This is a genomic window from Citrobacter sp. Cpo142 (assembly GCF_030332425.1).
Taxonomy (GTDB): Bacteria; Pseudomonadota; Gammaproteobacteria; order Enterobacterales; family Enterobacteriaceae; genus Citrobacter; species Citrobacter portucalensis.
The window spans coordinates 29,533-46,923 of the sequence record NZ_JAOWHW010000133.1; the positions used below are offsets into that span (position 1 = coordinate 29,533).

The 17,391-nt window shown below is 52.5% G+C and carries 14 protein-coding genes; 2 read left to right on the forward strand and 12 right to left on the reverse strand.

The features are described from left to right. Positions 1-320: 320 nt before the first annotated feature. A complete protein-coding gene (locus OGY18_RS18110; protein WP_286553887.1) occupies positions 321-6,065 on the forward strand; it encodes a pectate lyase-fold domain-containing protein in 5,745 nt (1,914 codons plus the stop codon). Between the two features lie 197 nt (positions 6,066-6,262). Beyond that, positions 6,263-6,433 carry a YhfL family protein gene (locus tag OGY18_RS18115; RefSeq protein WP_042311973.1) on the forward strand — a complete coding sequence of 57 codons (171 nt, stop codon included), beginning with the start codon at positions 6,263-6,265 and terminating at the stop codon, positions 6,431-6,433. A 66-nt stretch (positions 6,434-6,499) separates the two neighbouring features. Here OGY18_RS18115 and OGY18_RS18120 read toward each other — a convergent pair whose 3' ends face one another. The 12 genes from OGY18_RS18120 to dam all read right to left on the reverse strand — a co-directional run bounded on the left by OGY18_RS18120 (position 6,500) and on the right by dam (position 17,363). Beyond that, on the reverse strand, positions 6,500-7,594 hold the full coding sequence (locus tag OGY18_RS18120) for an aminotransferase class I/II-fold pyridoxal phosphate-dependent enzyme (RefSeq protein WP_286553889.1): 1,095 nt from the start codon (positions 7,592-7,594) through the stop codon (positions 6,500-6,502). Positions 7,595-7,606: 12 nt separating this feature from the next. Continuing rightward, positions 7,607-8,911, reverse strand: coding sequence for a YhfT family protein (locus tag OGY18_RS18125; protein ID WP_286553891.1), 1,305 nt, complete (start codon positions 8,909-8,911; stop codon positions 7,607-7,609). Between the two features lie 11 nt (positions 8,912-8,922). Next, entirely contained in the window at positions 8,923-9,276 is a 354-nt protein-coding gene (locus tag OGY18_RS18130; RefSeq protein ID WP_003023576.1) for a DUF2620 domain-containing protein, read from the reverse strand. Between the two features lie 10 nt (positions 9,277-9,286). Continuing rightward, on the reverse strand, positions 9,287-10,165 hold the full coding sequence (locus OGY18_RS18135) for a phosphotriesterase-related protein (RefSeq protein WP_126317307.1): 879 nt from the start codon (positions 10,163-10,165) through the stop codon (positions 9,287-9,289). Continuing rightward, positions 10,162-11,388: a phosphopentomutase gene (locus OGY18_RS18140; protein ID WP_286553894.1), complete on the reverse strand. Its 1,227-nt coding sequence runs from the start codon at positions 11,386-11,388 to the stop codon at positions 10,162-10,164. Before OGY18_RS18140 ends, OGY18_RS18135 begins: the two co-directional genes overlap by 4 nt. Further along, complete coding sequence (locus OGY18_RS18145; RefSeq protein ID WP_286553896.1) at positions 11,388-12,551, reverse strand: YhfX family PLP-dependent enzyme; 1,164 nt, start codon at positions 12,549-12,551, stop codon at positions 11,388-11,390. The genes OGY18_RS18140 and OGY18_RS18145 overlap by 1 nt, the downstream gene beginning before the upstream one ends. Before the next feature lie 83 nt (positions 12,552-12,634). After that, positions 12,635-12,997, reverse strand: a complete 363-nt coding sequence (locus OGY18_RS18150) for a PRD domain-containing protein (protein ID WP_181510062.1) — start codon at positions 12,995-12,997, stop codon at positions 12,635-12,637. Between the two features lie 15 nt (positions 12,998-13,012). Then, positions 13,013-13,918, reverse strand: a complete 906-nt coding sequence (yhfZ, locus tag OGY18_RS18155; protein ID WP_286553901.1) for a GntR family transcriptional regulator YhfZ — start codon at positions 13,916-13,918, stop codon at positions 13,013-13,015. Between the two features lie 165 nt (positions 13,919-14,083). After that, on the reverse strand, positions 14,084-15,088 hold the full coding sequence (trpS, locus tag OGY18_RS18160; protein WP_148361397.1) for a tryptophan--tRNA ligase: 1,005 nt from the start codon (positions 15,086-15,088) through the stop codon (positions 14,084-14,086). Continuing rightward, positions 15,081-15,839, reverse strand: coding sequence for a phosphoglycolate phosphatase (gene gph / locus OGY18_RS18165; protein WP_003827686.1), 759 nt, complete (start codon positions 15,837-15,839; stop codon positions 15,081-15,083). Before gph ends, trpS begins: the two co-directional genes overlap by 8 nt. Continuing rightward, positions 15,832-16,509 carry a ribulose-phosphate 3-epimerase gene (gene rpe, locus OGY18_RS18170; protein ID WP_003023561.1) on the reverse strand — a complete coding sequence of 226 codons (678 nt, stop codon included), beginning with the start codon at positions 16,507-16,509 and terminating at the stop codon, positions 15,832-15,834. The genes gph and rpe overlap by 8 nt, the downstream gene beginning before the upstream one ends. 17 nt (positions 16,510-16,526) lie before the next feature. Next, positions 16,527-17,363 carry an adenine-specific DNA-methyltransferase gene (gene dam / locus OGY18_RS18175; RefSeq protein WP_003827684.1) on the reverse strand — a complete coding sequence of 279 codons (837 nt, stop codon included), beginning with the start codon at positions 17,361-17,363 and terminating at the stop codon, positions 16,527-16,529. Between the last annotated feature and the right edge of the window lie 28 nt (positions 17,364-17,391).

Consider the following 17,391-nt stretch of genomic DNA (forward strand, 5'->3'; position numbering starts at 1 on the left):
ACCCAACTGAGTAAGGTGCAGTCCAATTCAGGGCATTTATTTTTCTCGCCTGTTTATCATTATTTATTCTTAAATCTGCATTAAGAAATATTCATTTTATTCACCATTAAAATACATTTATATTCTGATTTATAAAAAACGCGTAAAAAAATCATTTATATCCCTGTAACTCACCAATAGGATTCACATCCTAAATAATACATGATCATTGAATAATTTGACGAAGTATGGTCATTCAGTGGCAAAATCAAAAAATACCTAAAAATAACTTTATGCCTTCAATGGCATATTCTGCACGTATTTATTTAAGGATGTCGATTATGCAAAGGAAAAAACTCATTGCCGTGGGTATTGCTCTTGCGTTGCAAACTTACTATCTCCCGGCGATAGCCGCAGATAGCAGCGACGATGACAACGATTGCCCTACTGATGTATCCGTATTATCTAAAATAGAACGCGACAAACTTTCCAAACGTTGCCTTGCCGATTATAAAACACAAGATAACCACTGGGGATGGGCCATTGGCGGTATTGCGGCGCTTGCCGCAGGAGTAGCAATTGGCGTAGACAGCAATGACCACGATGCTCATCATAGCAGTACGCCAGCAATACCCGATGGCGGCGACGTTACCCCTCCAGACGATGGTGGAGGTAATGTGACTCCTCCCGACGATGGTGGAGGTAATGTGACCCCTCCCGACGATGGTGGAGGTAATGTGACCCCTCCCGACGACGACGGTGGTGACGTGACTCCTCCCGACGATGACGGCGGTGATGTAACTCCTCCTGACGATGACGGCGGTGATGTAACTCCTCCTGACGATGACGGCGGTGATGTAACTCCTCCCGACGATGACGGCGGTGATGTAACTCCTCCCGACGATGGCGGCGGTGATGTAACTCCTCCCGACACCTCAGTCATTACCTTCAGCAACGGCGTCACCCTCGATAAAGGTGCAGATACGCTCCATTTTGACAACATCAAACTGGATAACGGTACCAGCCTCGGCGAAGCTACGGTCAGTTACAGCCAGCAAAACGATCAATGGCAACTCACCACGCCGGATGGCAAAACGCTGCAAATTACCGGCTGGCACGTTACCAGCGATAATGCCGCCGTAATTGAAGGGACGCAGGAAAACGGTCAGTACTGGAAGTATGACAGCCGGGGATACTTAATCCTTGCCAATGAGAACACACAAGTCATTGCTGGCGATGGCACGACCAATATCACCGATCGCGGGTTGGAGATCAGTGGCGCAAACAATACCGCTGCAATTATTTCCGGCGATAAGACCCACAACACGCTGACTGGCGATTCCACCGTTACTGGCGGCGCTGTGGGTCTGGTGATTACCGGCGATAACACGACCAATACGATTTCAGGCCATACGACAGTAGATGGGGCAACAGGCGCGCTGATTTCCGGTAATAGCACCTCCTCCACCTTTTCCGGCGACGTTACCGTCAGCGGTGGCGGCACCGGCATCGTTTTCGATGGCGACAATATGTCGATTAGCAATACAGGTATCTCCGACATTAGCGGCAAAGACTCCACTGGCTCGATTATTAACGGTAATAATGCACAAGTCGCCAACGACGGTAACCTGAACATTTTGGACGGCGCCACCGGAGCAAAAATCATCGGTGATGGCGCCATTGTCGATAACACAGGTACTTCCACCGTCAGCGGCGAAGGCTCAACGGGCCTGTATATCGACGGTGATAATGCGCTCGTTATCAATGAAGGGGATCAGGTTATTGCTGACGGTGCAACGGGTACCTATATTGATGGCGACAACGCCCGAATAATCAATACAGGTAATATGACCGTTGATGGCGCAGGTTCAACCATCTCCACCATTACAGGCAATAACGCGAGGCTGACGCAGAATGGCGACCTGCTGGTTATCAATGGCGCGACGGGACTCACCATCAACGGAGAGGGTGGCAAACTCGTTAACAGCGGTCAAACAACGGTGAGTGGCGAAGGTTCTGTTGGTTTCGTTATTGCCGGTAAACAAAATACATTTAACAGCAACGGCGATATCAATACCAGCCTCAACGGTACGGGCGCACAGGTAAGTGGTGAGGGTTCACTGGTTTCTCTGGACGGCAATATCAACGTTATCTCCGCCCAGGACAGCGATGATATATTTCGCGGCGCAACCGGCGTGAGCATTAGCGGCAACAGCAATACGGTGAATATCGTAGGCGACGTCAACATGAGTGCCGACTATGCGCCGGATTCAAAAATTACCAGTAATACGCCACTGACCGGCGTCAGCATCAGCGGCAACAATAATACTATTGCTCTTGACGGCGAACTTAACATTGACGTTAACGACCTGGCCACGGGCAATGGGCAGTATCTGGACGCTGTTGGCCTGAACGTAACGGGCGACGGTAACAGCGCTAACATTACTGGCGGTATTGACATCACCCACAACAGCGGAACCCCGGGTTATGATTTTGTAACTATCACGGGCATTGAGATTGATGGCAACAGCGAAGTTGTGCTGAGCGGTCAATCTACTGTGGATACCACCACTATAGCAGGTGGTAGTGTCATACTGGCGCAGGTAGCCAACGGCGGTTCTCTGGTTCTGGATGAAGATTCCGCTATTGATATTAATGTCAGTTACAAAAACTCGAACTATTACACCGACAATGCCCTGCTCATGGCTAATGGGGAAGGCACATCTATTGATAACCGAGGCGATATTACCAGCAACGGCGTATATTCCGTTATGCGTGCTGATAATGGCGCTGAAATAACCAACAACGGAAATATTCTGGTCTATGCTACCAGCAGCGGCGGCGATGATAATATCGCTATTGCTTCCGCCAGTGGCAAAGAGAGTGTTGTTCATAACAAATCCGGCGGTGATATCACCGTCATTACCGATCAGACGCCAGCAGGCGACGACGGTACTTCCTCATATCCCATAGTCTGGTACACCCACACCTTCTATGCAATGCTGGCCTCCGCATACGGCAACGTCATTAACGATGAAGGCGCAACCATTCACCTGCAGGGGGCTGGCGTATATGGTGTCTCAGCCAGTAAAGGAACGGCGCTGAATGCAGGTGATATCGACCTGGACGGCTTTGTCCCGACGCTGGATGAAGAAGGCAATACCCTCGGCAGTACGTACTGGCATCCGTCATCCCTTTATCTGACCAGTTCCGGCATGGTCGCAGGCTCAACGGATAAAGGAAACGGCGACGCCACGGCAACCAATACTGGCACGATAACCGTCAACAACGCCGGCTTCGGCATGATGGCGCTCAATGGCGGGACGGCGATTAACCAGGGCATCATTACGCTGACCGCAGACGAAGGCGTAACAAAAACCGATGAAAACCAACTGGTTGGCATGGCGGCATTAAACGGTGGTACGGTGGTGAACGACACGACCGGGGTTATCAATATTGATGCTGATTATGGCAAACCATTTTTTGCCGATAGCAGCAGCATGGTAATTAACTACGGTACGGTCTGTATCGGCGATGATTGCCAGGACAGCGCGGAATATAACCCAACCGATACAAATGTCTCGTTGAACTATGCTGACGGTCTTATCACCGCCGAGGGTGAAAACATGACGTCACCCAATAACATATATGTTTCCGGTAAAGTGGGTAATGATGGCACGGTCAACACCGATAATATCTCTGTTATTGAGAGTGGCAATCTTTCGAATAACACCAGCGGTACGCTTAATAGCGATATCAGTCTTGATAAGGGAATGCTAACTAATAACGGAGAGATTTCCGGTACGGTTTCCTCCCAGGGCGGTACGATTACCAACAGCGGTAAAATAGGCTCTGTTGATGCGGAAGGCGGGAGCACATTCACGAACGGTGGCGAAGTTACCGGCACATTAACCGTAGGTGGCGGCTCAACGGTCATTAACGGTAACACAGCCTCTGTTAACAAAGTCGAGATGTGGAAAGGGACGCTGGATAACCAAGGGTATATTGGCACACTGATGCTGGAAAACACTACTGGCGTAGTGAGCAATGAAGGTACGATTAACAAAATCAATTTCAACGCTGCCACCGTATTTAACAACAACGGTACGGTAAATGATGCAGCCATAGCCCAGGGTGCCACCTTCAATAATTTGAGCAGTGGCGTGCTCAGCGTGCCGGAAGATATGTGGAAAGGAACGCTGAACAACTGGGGCGAAGTTGATGGCACGATGAATATCGCCAGCAGTGCGTTTACCTTCTATAACGCGGGAACGTTCAACGGTAAGGTTAAAACCGCCAGCGCAAATGGCGGTAAGGTAATTAATGATGGCGTTATCAACGCCAGCGGCAATAATACCGTCGCCATGTCAGCTTCCGGCAGCGCAAAAATGGTAAACAACGGCGTAATTAATCTGGGAACAGAAGGAACCAGTGATACCGGCATGGTAGCAATGCAGCTGGAATCCAACGCCAAATCCGATGCCGTCATCGAAAACAATGGTGCGATTAATATCTATGCCAGCAACTCCTACGCCTTTAGCCAGTTGGGCAGCAACGGTCATATTGTCAACAACGGCACGGTCTATATCGACGACAGCGTGACAAACTCCGGCTTTATCAAGCAGCAAGGTAAAACCATCGAAGGCAGCGGCGAAAACGGCGACGGCACGGAAGTGCATTATGTTGACTTTACCGCCCCGACAGAGCCCACCGTTAACAACGGCACGACAACCGTGACCGCTGACAGCACCGCTACATCGTCAGGGACGAACGATCTTTCCGGCTACGTGGTCGGCACCAGCGCCGACGGCAGCGCAGGCCAGTTGAAAGTGAGCAACGCCAGCATGAATGGCGTCGGTATCAATACTGGCTTTACCGCAGGCACCGCCGATACTACCGTCAGCTTTGACAACGTGGTCGAAGGCAACAACTTGTCAGATGCCAGCGCAATCCAGTCCACTTCTGTCGTGTGGAACGCTAACGGCAGCCAGGACGCCGACGGTAATGTGGACGTCACCATGATCAAAAACGCCTACGCGGATGTCGCAACCGACAGCAGCGTATCCGATGTGGCAAGCGCCCTGGATGCGGGCTACACCAACAACGAGCTGTACACCAGCCTCAACGTCGGCACGACCGCCGAACTCAACAGCGCACTGAAGCAGGTCAGCGGCAGCCAGGCCACCACGGTATTCCGGGAAGCACGGGTATTAAGCAACCGTTTTACGATGCTGGCCGATGCCGCGCCGCAAATTAAAGATGGTCTGGCGTTCAACGTGGTGGCAAAAGGAGATCCACGCGCCGAGCTGGGCAACGATACCCAGTACGACATGCTCGCATTGCGCCAGACGTTGGATCTGACCGCCAGCCAGAATCTGACGCTGGAGTACGGTATAGCGCGTCTGGACGGTGACGGTTCGCAGACCGCGGGCGACAACGGCCTGACCGGCGGCTACAGCCAGTTCTTTGGTCTGAAGCACAGCATGGCGTTTGATGAAGGTCTGGCCTGGAATAACAGCCTGCGTTATGACCTCCACAACCTCGACAGCAGCCGCTCTGTCTCTTATGGCGATACCAACAAAGTAGCGGACTCCGACGTACACCAACAGTATCTTGAGTTCCGCAGCGAAGGGGCGAAAACCTTCACGCTGATGAATGATACGCTGAAAGTCACGCCGTACGCCGGGGTGAAATTCCGTCACACGCTGGAAGGCGGCTACAAAGAGCGCAGCGCGGGGGACTTCAACCTGTCGATGAACGCTGGCAGCGAAACCGCCGTAGATTCCATTGTCGGAATGAAGTTCGACTATACCGGTGAAAATGGCTGGAGCGCCAGCGCCACACTGGAAGGTGGTCCGAACCTGAGCTACAGCAAAAGCCAGCGTACCGCGTCGTTGCAAGGTGCCGCAGGCCAGTCCTTTAGCGTAGACGACGACCAAAAAGGCGGCGGCGTCAACGGTCTGGCGACGGTCGGCGTGAAGTACAGCACCAAAGATGCCAGCCTGAATCTGGACGCTTACCAGTGGAAAGAGGACAACATCAGCGATAAAGGCTTTATGTTGAATTTCAGAAAAACATTCCGCTAATTAATTAAACCCAGCAGCCTGGTATTATTTATTAATACCAGGCTTTTTTATTTGAATCCAATTCACTAATCGTATGTTTTATATATAAACAGACATGTCCTTTTCTGGACTACTTAAAGTTTATGTTAGTTGATATCTTAACCGTCGAAAAATGGATTTCATCCATTTAGAAATAGATATCTAACAAGGATTTTGACATGTTTAAATTTGCAAAGATCACTATTGTTGCTGGGGTTCTGGCTACACTGACCGCGTGTACTGGTCATATCGAAAACAAAAAAAATAACTGCAGCTACGATTATTTCCTGCATCCAGCAATTTCAATTTCTAAAATTATTGGTGGCTGTGGCCCGGCTGCAGATCAGTAATAGAAGCGATTGCGCAGATACAAAAAACCGGGAGCTTCCCGGTTTTTGCATTTATAGATTAGATGCTCATTCAAACGTCATCGCACTCACGCTTTCTCGCAAAATACGCAGCACCGTCTCTTCTCCACTGCGGTTTGGATTGATACGAATCGCATAATCACCCAACGACGGGTTCGCTTCGCGAAACGTCCCCGAAAGGCGATAGAACAGCGGAGGGATCTCATACTTCGACTCAGCCCCCACCGGGTATGGCAGCGCACCTCTCTCTTGCGCCGCTTTCAGCACACGGGCGGCAATCGGCTGATGAAACTCCACAATCAGCACCTTCGACTGGGCATTAGCGATAACCGCCTTTTTCACCTCGGGTAGCACGCCGCTATTGAGAATCGTTAGCAGACGTTCGGAAACGCCAGCCTGTACTGCATGCATCACTGGCGCGAAAACCAGGCCACGAAGCACTTCCAGCGCCTGCGCCCCCTGGATCTGGCTGCCGCCGGAATAAAACGTCGCGCGGATTTTAGCGATAGCCTCCGCCTTGCCGACCACCGCTCCGACGCCTTCCGGGCCGAAGAGTTTAAAGCACGAAAAAGTAGACAGCGTCGCCCCGCATTCACAACCGATACGATCGACTTTCATCACCGCGTAGTTATCATCGGTCAACGTCGGTACGCCACACTGCGTAATCTCCGCCAGCACCTCAGCTAAAACGTAACGATCCTGCGGCTGTTGACGCGTATGCTGTACCAGCGCAGCATCAGGGCGATGCTCTTCAATGAACTGCTTTATGGTCTTAAGATCGTTGAAATCTGCCCTGACGAGGATAATACCCATCTGCTCAATGAGCACCTGTGTCGTAGGATACACTGGCGCGTCATGAACCAGCAGCCGCTGGCCGGGTTTGAGTAACGCAGCCAGCCCGGCACGAATAGCCCCGGTGCCAGCCCCCTGAACCAACGCTGCGGCCTCAGCATGAAACGCCTCAGCCAGTACCTTTTCCACACGCTGCGTGACCCGAGGCTGATTCAGCCCCGGGACCAGCCCCAAATCACCACCCGCCAGAAAATCAGCGCCAGGAAAGTGACGGCAGAGCGTATCCACCAGCGCAAACTGCTTTTGCTGTGCCTGCGCGAGCGTCAGACTTTGCAGAGGAAACGTCTTCATGCTTTAGCCTCCTCAGGCCGGAACAAACAGACCAAACCAGTAGAGAATATTCAGCACAATACCGGTGATCATCACCGCCACGACCGGCGCGGCCATCTTCTGTACCGGACGTCCAATCGATTCGTTGAGGAAGTAAATCGCTACCGCAATCGAAAAGCCGGTATAGCCTGCCATCTTGATGGCGGCAAAAATCGAACCGATCAACAGCGCCATTTCCATCAGCATATTCATCGCATTACGAATATTGTCCGATGCGTTACGTACCGATGGATAACGCCCCAGCCATTTACCGATAGAGCGCAGCAGCAGCACTTCAGCTGAAATCACGATCGCGCCCAGGATTGCCGCAATCCACGGGTTCGGCGCCAGGTAGCCAACGGAATAAACGAAGGTGAAACCCGCTACCGCATAAACGCCCGTCGCCAGCGCCGTTGTCGCAATCATCGGCACAAAGCCCAACCCGCGCATAAACTCCGCCAGGGCAGCCTGATTCACCAGCGTCTGCGACTGCTCCGGCGTAATCCCCGCCGAATAGGCTTTTTCCAGCGTAAAAATTGAAACCTCGCTGCCAGCGAAAATCTTCATACTGGCGACGGCGGCAATCAGTGCGCCGACAATGGCGATGTACGGCAGGTTTTTTATAATCCGCGAGGTTCGTTCTTCAAAGACCGATAGCCCGCTGGCATCCATCTCGTCATCGCCGCGGTGGCGAATATCATGCGTAATGGCGATCGCCAGCAGCATCATCATCCCCACAAAAATCTCAATTGATTCCGGGTTCAGATGCGGGAAGTAACGCACCACCACCACGCGGGTCATCAGTACCACCACCGCCGCGATAATGCTGTGCTTCCAGCTAAACTGGTAGAAAATCGCCACCAGCGGGAAGAGTGCGAATGCGGATACCACCGGAGAACTCAGTTCACCGAGGCTACCCAGTACATCAACCGGCAGCGCCGTGAGCAGATGGTTCACCGGCAGCAGGCAGGTCAGAATCAATACGCCCCAGATAGCGCCCAGACCGAACGCCAGCAGGCTGTTCATCGCCAACACGCCGAGAATATCCGTCGGTAGGAACAGCAGCCAGGCGTTGAGCAAGCCGGTTTTCAGGGTAAAAGAGATCCCAACCGACGCCACAAAGCCAATACTCAGACCAAACGCGATACTTCCCGCCTCACGGCGGTTCATGTACCCCTCGATCAGCTGCGGCAGAATCGGACGGATACCGTCATGAAAGACAGCCGCCGAGCGATGTGCCAGAAGTGACGTCATGCCGGTCAGGCAGGCCACCACCACAATCTGAATATACAGATCCATAGTCATGCCTTTTATTTCAGGTGGTTAACCAGCATCGGAATCGCATGTTCAACATGTTCGACGGAGAGACCAAAAGCCACTTTCCCTTCCGCAACCATTTTTGCGATATGTTCGTCTTTCGCCTTAATACCCGGCTTGGCGATAGTGCAGCTTTTGTTGTAGCCAATCACCGCAATGGCAATCGACAGCGCTGCACCCGCGCCGGTGTTACAAGCGCCGATGTAGTAATCCAGTTGTCCGGATTTCACCTTCATCGCCGCTTCCATATCGTTATGAATGGAGACTTCAAAGCAGCCCGGAGCTGCGGTTTCGATGGTCTTTTTAATCTGCTCACGCTGTAAGCCAGCAACGCCAATCTTTTTCATGATTCTGTCCTTATTGGAAAAATTGTGAGGGGTTATCACGCAACATCGTGTCCACATCGGCCTGGCTGAATCCTGACTGGCGCAACTGTGGGATAAAAGTGGTTAACAGATAGTCATAGCCATTGCCGCCATTGGCTTTTAAATGCGAGCGGCGGGTAATGTCCATGGAGAGCATCACGCGATTAAGCAGCCCGCGATTACGTAGCTCATGCAGCATGCCAATGCGGTTCTCGTCCGGGTAATAGTTGTTTTTACCGATGGTATCGAATTGCACATACGCACCGAGATCGATCATGCGTAAGATATTGTCGAGGTTATCTTTCAGGTCGCAGTGACCAACGGTTACGCGGGAAAGGTCGACGCCGTGAGCCTGTAGCAACACCAGCTGTTCCAGGCCCATGGTGCTAAAAGAGGTGTGGGTCGAGATGGGGCGTCCGGTTTCGATGTGCGCCCGCGCCGCGGCGATAAATACCTTCTCTTCAAGCGGCGTAATCACCCCTTCGCTGGAACCAATTTCGGCGATAATTCCGGCCTTCAATTCAGTGCCATCTATACCGATGACAATCTCATCGACCATCTCCTGCGCGAGCTGTTCCACGCTGCGGGCCGCGACATGTTCAGGAAAGAACGCATCCTGGTAATAGCCTGTGCAGGCCATCACGTTAATTCCGGTATCGCGCATCAGGTCGAGCATGAATTGCGGATTACGCCCCATATAGCGGTTGGTCATCTCAATAATGTTGCTGACGCCCAACGCCCGGAGATCCTTCATTTCCTGACAAATGAGATCGTACTGATCTAACCGGCAGTCGAGATTATTCTTGAACCCGGAGAGATCAATATGCAGATGTTCGTGGACCCAGGTGTAGCCCGTCGGATCAAAATTCATAAGGTGTCTCCTGTAAGGCGTAATGCCGAAAGAAAAGAGCTGCCGTTTTGTGGTGCCGCCGCGCCGAAAAATTCACATACCGTAGCGCCAACGTCAGATAACGTCGCCCGGACGCCTAATTGCGCAGGCTCTAACCCCTCCCGATACACCAGAACCGGTACAACTTCCCGGGTATGGTGGCTGTGACCGATGGTCGGATCGTTGCCGTGATCGGCCATAACCACCAGACAGTCATTTGGATCCATAGCGGCCAGAAGGCGTGAAAGATTAAGATCAACAAGCTGCAGCCGTTCGGCATAACGTGCTACGTCTTCAGCGTGCCCGGCGAGATCGGTTTCCTGAATGTTGGTACAGATAAATACCGTCGATTCCGCGTTAAATTCGTTAAGTGTGATATCCATAATCTGCTGACTATCCACCAGGTTTTGCCAGCTGCGCCCGTGTGGATTACCAACGATGTCCGCCACTTTACCGACCAGCACGGTAGGGATCCCAGCGTCATGCAGTTTTTGCGGTACCTGTACCTGCTCATCGACGCCAAAACCCATATGCCTGACCTGGAAGCCATTTTCATAGGCGCCGGAACGTGGGGCGTTAATGCCGATAAAGCGTCCCTCTTTGGTCTCGGCGGCATCCAGAATGCGCTGGCTGTCTGCAAGCTGACCGCCAAACGCAATCACGCGCCCGACCTGAACCTGCTCACGCACCACGCGGCCTATCTTTAGCACCTCATCAAACGGGATAACGGCAAGATTGGCAGTAATGTTGTAGACCTGACCTAAATCCGCTTCGAGGTTATCGCCCACTGCAACCGCATCGTTGACCCAAAGAAACGACAGGTCGCCGCCGCGACGTTCCACCTGCCAGCCAGCGGCCTTTAGCGCCTGCTCAACGCTGTCAATCACGGTGCTAAACGGCATCCGCAGCGGCGCCTGAGGCCGCGTACCTAAAATCTCCTGATGGCCCATAAAGGTATCTCCCCCTTCATGCTGCAGCTCTGCAACGCCCCAGACTGCCGATGCTGAAGGTTGCATCACACCCGGGGCAAAGCCCAGAGCGTTAATCAGCCCCAGCTTCTCAAGCGTTGGCAGGCGTAACTGCGGGAGTTCTCCCAGGATATGGCCACAGGTATTCGCTCCTGCATCCTGCGGCCTGACCAGCGTGACGTCTTTCATGGCGCCAACGCCGAAACTGTCGATTACTAACACCACGAATCGGGCCATTAGTCCTCCAGAATATTACCGAGACTGTCGTAACGCGCGACGATTTCAGCTGCACCGCGCTGAATGCCCGATACCAGCACCACGTCGCTACGCGTCACGAAGATCTGGGTGCGAAAACAGAAGATCACCGCACTGCTCACCGGAAACTCCCCGGCAACAGGCAGGTAGTAGTCAATACTGCTGTCGTCCACGGGTTTTAGCTTCGCTGCGATCGGCGTGTCACTTTCTGGCGTAAAGACCAGCGCATTTTGCGCATGGCCGCGACGGTAATAGCCGCCACCGTAGCAATAACTGTCTCCACGAAAATTGTGCGATATCTCGCTCAACCACAGCATCGCAATGCGCTCCGGCTGGTCGCCTTTTTGATTGGAAGGAATGGTGCCGGTCAACGCATGACCCGGCTCCGCATGGGTGACGCCATATTCCGCCAGCAGGGGGAGTGACGAACAGCTACTGGCTGACGGCGCATTAAGCTGCTCAATGGCAATCCCGGCCTCAGCCAACTGACGTCGGGCATTTACCAGCGTATGCAGATTAGGCGTCGGCATCGTCTGCGCTGAGTTTTCATCCCATAACAGGCAGGGGAAATGAGTGAGGCCGCTCAGACGCAGACCCGGAAGCCTGCGGATTTCATTGACCACATCCGTCAGATACATCAGCGGAAATCCGCTTTCCTGCCCCGGGTAGAGAAAATCATCCTTGTCGTACACCTTCAGCATCACGTTCTGTTCACAGCCGGCCTTCACTGCAGCAGCGGAAACTTCGCGCGCTTTCTCCAGTGAGAACAATGTGATGACTTCAGTACCCTGCGCTACAGCCTCATTGACCAGCCGCGACGGGATCTGCACCAGATGTCCCTGATGCGCAACCGGCAACCCGGCACGGCGCATGACGCGACTCTCCTTGTAATCGACAACCACGATGCCTTCATAGCCAAGCTGCAACAGCTTCTCCGCCAGCCACGGGTTACGTCCTACCTGTTTGGTCATCAGATACAGCGAGATACCATGTTGCCTGGCGACATCCAGCAGACGTTTGCCATTCTCAATGACCTGGTCAACATCAATGACCCAACTGTCAGGTGCGATCTTTCCCTGCTGCCATAACGCGATAGCAGCCGAGATTAGCGCGGGGTTCTGGCGTTTCAATGCGTCTATAAACATTTCTCTGCCTCGTTTCTAATCCTTCAGTTAAATATTCATTTTTTTGAATATTTAAGGTGCAATAAGCTCATTGCCCATTGATTTCAGACGCCTTCGTTCGCCGCCATCCACAATCCATACAAGTTCGCCAGCATATAGCCTTCTTCATTCGTGTGCAGCGCCACCGTAAACTCTTTCATCAGCGCCTGATGTACCAATAAAATAGTTGGCCAGAGATGAGATTGCGCCAACTCCTCCAGCAGCTCACCATCCAGCGCTTCAATCACTTCGCCCTGGCGACTGCGCATTAACGCACTCGCCATATGGGTCATTGCCATGGTCCCTTGCTCGCTGTGAATCGGCAAACGCCACTCTTCATCCAACCGCCTGACCACCTGCAGCATGCCGCTACAAATATCCTTGTCGATAACGCCTGCTTCACACAGCAGGTTAAGCCTGTTTTCCATGTCGTTTGCCTTCACTTAATAACTGGGTTCCTGTTCACCGTTCGCCACACGTTGTTGATGGGCAAGCAGCGCCTCTTTGTTAACAACGGCCCGCAGTAGCTGCTGCATCGGATAATCCTCTGCGCGGGTCAGTACCACGGCCTCCGTGGCCTGCAGAAATCGCGGATCGTTGGTGAGAGGCGTGGCTTCTAACCCCAGTACCGCCAGCTCGGCCTCTGCAACCACGTTCCAGATAACCGCATCCACATCCCCTTTCGCGATGCGCTGCAAGCTTTCGTGATAAGGCATATCGATCAATTCAACGTCACGGTTGCCAAAACAGACCTCGGTCATGATTTTCTGATCCGCCGAACGGTTATCGAGCCCAACACGTTTTACATCTGCAGATTCGCCCTTGCGACAAATCAGCTGATGCTCGCCGACGTAGGTATGCGGTCCCAGCGCCAACGTGATGCGCAGTCCGTCCTGAGCAAGGTAACTTTCCGCCGCCAGACGAGAAACCACCGCCATGTCGTAGACGCCGTTTAGCAGGCATTCCACACGAATATCAGCCCCACGCATGTGTGCGTAATAAAACGGGATCCCATCGAACTGCGCCTTCAGCCCACTCGCCAGTCCTTCATATAAACGGGTGTAGGGCAGCGGCATCGCACAGACCACGTTATTAATATCCACATGCTTCAGCAGCGTACGGTTATCCATCTCCACCAGATAGCTACCGTTACGCCCGCGACGCTCAATACGGATCGCCCCTGAGGATTCCAGCGTCTTTAACGCGGCCTGGGTTAACCCTACCGATGAGTGACACTCGGCTGCCAGTTCATCGATAGTTTTCAATCTGTTACCGCACTTCTCACCGAGCAGGTAGCGGGCCAGGGTTGTCAGCACAACCCCCTCTTTCTTGATAAATGTCCGACGCATTTTATATTTTCAGTAAATTGAATATTTATATCTTCATTAAAGTGAAGATATAACGCAATGAGGAAATATGCAAACGGCGAGGCGCTTCACATTTTTTGAGGTTCACAAACCAACAGGCGAAAAAAAACCGGGCGTAACCCGGTTTCTTCAACAACACAGAGCGCATTACGGCTTGGCGACAAAACCAATCGCTTCGTAAACAGCTTTCAGCGTAACAGATGCGCGGGCGCTGGCTTTTTCTGCACCGTCTTTCATCACTTTCTGCAGGAAAGCTTCATCGTTACGGAAACGGTGATAACGCTCCTGAAGCTCGGTCAGCATACCGGAAACGGCCTCTGCGACTTCACCTTTCAGATGACCATACATTTTGCCTTCGAAGTGCTGCTCCAGCTCCGGAATGCTCTTACCGGTGACCGCAGAGAGGATATCCAGCAGGTTGGAAACACCCGCTTTGTTCTGCACGTCGTAGCGTACAACAGGCGGCTCTTCAGAGTCGGTCATCGCGCGTTTGATTTTCTTAACCACAGATTTCGGATCTTCCAGCAGGCCGATCACGTTGTTGCGGTTGTCATCCGACTTGGACATTTTCTTCGTCGGCTCCAGCAGCGACATTACGCGCGCGCCGGATTTAGGAATGAACGGCTCAGGCACTTTGAAGATGTCGCCATACAGGGCGTTGAAGCGCTGGGCGATATCGCGGCTCAGTTCCAGATGCTGTTTCTGATCTTCGCCAACCGGTACCTGGTTGGTCTGATACAGCAGGATGTCTGCCGCCATCAGTACCGGATAATCAAACAGACCGGCGTTGATGTTCTCCGCATAGCGCGCGGATTTGTCTTTGAACTGGGTCATACGGCTCAGCTCGCCGAAGTAGGTGTAGCAGTTCAGCGCCCAACCTAACTGTGCATGCTCCGGTACGTGAGACTGCACGAAAATGGTGCTTTTTTCAGGATCGATACCGCATGCCAGATACAGCGCCAGCGTATCGAGCGTTGCTTTACGCAGCTGCTGAGCATCCTGACGAACGGTGATGGCATGTTGGTCAACGATGCAGTAGATGCAATGGTAGTCATCCTGCATGCTCACCCACTGACGCAGCGCACCCATATAGTTGCCAATGGTCAATTCACCTGAGGGCTGTGCGCCACTAAAAACGATGGGCTTAGTCATTTTTTGATTCCTGATTTTCGCTATGCGGAAGCCCGAGAGCGGGCAGTAGTTCATTAATACGGTCGTAAATAACGTCGGGCTGGCTCAGCGCGATCGACTCGCCGTAGTTGTAGCCATAGGTCAGGCCAACGGACGGACAGCCAGCAGCTTTTGCCGCCTGAATATCATTGCGTGAATCCCCTACGAAGAGCATTTGCTCAGGCTTGATGCCAAGCTTACTTGCCACCAGCAGCAGCGGATCCGGATGCGGTTTTTTATTCTGCACGTCATCACCACCGATGACCACGCTAAAGTACTTGGCGATATCTAATGCTTCGAGCAATGGTGCGACAAACGGGGTCGGTTTGTTGGTCACCAGACCCAGCGGCAATCCTTTCGCATGCAGCGCGCCCAGCGTGTCGGCAACATCAGGGAACAGGAATGTCCCCTCTTCTGCGACATCGCCGTAGTATCTGTCGAACAGCTTACGCAAAATACGTACCTGCTCCTCGGCGGGAATATCATCATCAACGGGCGGTTTACCCATCGTTTTACGTAATGTTGCGCGCTCCTGACGGGACCACGTTAGCGCGCGTTCCATCAGTACATCTGCACCATTACCAATCCAGGTGATAACGCGTTCTTCTCCGGCAACCGGCAGTTCCAGCGCATACAGCGCCATGTCCACCGCTGCGGCTAATCCCGGCGCGCTGTCGACCAGCGTGCCGTCGAGGTCAAATGCAGCGCCCCGAATATCCTGAAACTTATCCATGACTTACCTTCGCCAGTTCATTACGCATTTCATCAATGACTTTTTTGTAGTCTGGTTGGTCGAAAATGGCGGAGCCTGCGACAAACATATCTGCGCCTGCCGCGGCAATTTCACCAATGTTATTCACTTTGACGCCACCGTCCACTTCGAGGCGGATATCGTAGCCAGATTCATCAATACGACGACGCACTTCGCGCAGCTTATCCAGCGTTTGTGGGATGAAGGACTGTCCGCCAAAGCCTGGGTTAACGGACATCAGCAGGATCACATCGAGCTTATCCATGACGTAGTCCAGATAGCTCAGCGGTGTTGCCGGGTTGAACACCAGACCCGCTTTACAGCCATGCTCTTTGATCAGCTGTAAAGTGCGATCGACATGCTCGGAGGCTTCCGGATGAAAAGTAATGATGCTGGCGCCAGCGGCGGCGAAGTCCGGGACAATACGATCGACCGGTTTCACCATCAGGTGAACATCAATCGGGGCGGTGATGCCATATTTACGCAGCGATTTCAGTACCATCGGTCCGATGGTCAGGTTCGGTACGTAGTGATTGTCCATGACGTCGAAGTGCACGACATCGGCACCGGCAGTCAGCGCTCTCGCGGTGTCCTCACCCAGGCGGGCAAAATCAGCCGACAGAATTGAGGGGGCGATCAAATACTGTTTCATCCGCTTCTCCTTGAGATTTATTTCTTCGCAGGCGTTACGACTCCTGGTTTATACAGTGCCAGCAGTTCGTTCACCTTTTTACGCGTGCCGCCATTGCTGCTTATGCTGCGCCGCACTTTGACCTGAAAATGTTTCGCCGCTCGGTACCATTCACGGGTATCGGGCGTATCGTGGTTCGAAATTAACACCGGGATCTGCTTACTGACCAGCTTTTCTGCCATCTCGGCCAAATGCGCCTGCTCTTTCGGGCTAAAGCTGTTGGTGTGATACGCAGTGAAATTTGCCGTCGCCGAAAGCGGTGCATAAGGCGGGTCACAATAGACCACAGAGTTGCTATCCGCACGGTTCATGCACTCTTCATAGGAGAGGCAATGGAACTCCGCATTCTGCGCTTTCTCAGCAAAATGGTACAACTCGGCTTCTGGGAAGTAAGGTTTTTTATAACGCCCAAACGGGACGTTAAACTCGCCGCGCAGGTTATAACGGCACAATCCGTTGTAACCAAAGCGGTTCAGATACAAGAACAGTACTGCTCTGCGGAACGGATCCTCGCTGGCATTAAATTCTTCTCTGAACCGATAGTACACCTCAGCCTGATTGGTTTCAGGCATAAACAGCTCACGCGAAGCCTGCACATACTCATCGGTACGCGTCTTCACGATGTTATAGAGACTGATAAGGTCGCTGTTGATATCGGCAAGAATATAACGAGAAAAGTCGGTGTTGAGAAACACCGACCCGGCACCCACGAAAGGTTCAATCAGGCACTCACCCTGAGGTAAATGCCGTTTGATATCATCAAGCAGGGGGTATTTCCCCCCTGCCCATTTCAAAAAAGCGCGATTTTTTTTCATGCTGACTAACTAATTACACCTTCTCCGG

Bases quoted from the DNA above. Each gene is read 5' to 3' on its own strand.
- yhfZ (WP_286553901.1), bottom strand. From the start codon at position 13,918: ATGCGTCGGACATTTATCAAGAAAGAGGGGGTTGTGCTGACAACCCTG.
- dam (WP_003827684.1), bottom strand. From the start codon at position 17,363: ATGAAAAAAAATCGCGCTTTTTTGAAATGGGCAGGGGGGAAATACCCC.
- trpS (WP_148361397.1), bottom strand. From the start codon at position 15,088: ATGACTAAGCCCATCGTTTTTAGTGGCGCACAGCCCTCAGGTGAATTG.
- OGY18_RS18140 (WP_286553894.1), bottom strand. From the start codon at position 11,388: ATGGCCCGATTCGTGGTGTTAGTAATCGACAGTTTCGGCGTTGGCGCC.
- OGY18_RS18120 (WP_286553889.1), bottom strand. From the start codon at position 7,594: ATGAAGACGTTTCCTCTGCAAAGTCTGACGCTCGCGCAGGCACAGCAA.
- OGY18_RS18115 (WP_042311973.1), top strand. From the start codon at position 6,263: ATGTTTAAATTTGCAAAGATCACTATTGTTGCTGGGGTTCTGGCTACA.
- OGY18_RS18150 (WP_181510062.1), bottom strand. From the start codon at position 12,997: ATGGAAAACAGGCTTAACCTGCTGTGTGAAGCAGGCGTTATCGACAAG.
- OGY18_RS18130 (WP_003023576.1), bottom strand. From the start codon at position 9,276: ATGAAAAAGATTGGCGTTGCTGGCTTACAGCGTGAGCAGATTAAAAAG.
- OGY18_RS18110 (WP_286553887.1), top strand. From the start codon at position 321: ATGCAAAGGAAAAAACTCATTGCCGTGGGTATTGCTCTTGCGTTGCAA.
- OGY18_RS18145 (WP_286553896.1), bottom strand. From the start codon at position 12,551: ATGTTTATAGACGCATTGAAACGCCAGAACCCCGCGCTAATCTCGGCT.
- gph (WP_003827686.1), bottom strand. From the start codon at position 15,839: ATGGATAAGTTTCAGGATATTCGGGGCGCTGCATTTGACCTCGACGGC.
- OGY18_RS18125 (WP_286553891.1), bottom strand. From the start codon at position 8,911: ATGGATCTGTATATTCAGATTGTGGTGGTGGCCTGCCTGACCGGCATG.
- OGY18_RS18135 (WP_126317307.1), bottom strand. From the start codon at position 10,165: ATGAATTTTGATCCGACGGGCTACACCTGGGTCCACGAACATCTGCAT.
- rpe (WP_003023561.1), bottom strand. From the start codon at position 16,509: ATGAAACAGTATTTGATCGCCCCCTCAATTCTGTCGGCTGATTTTGCC.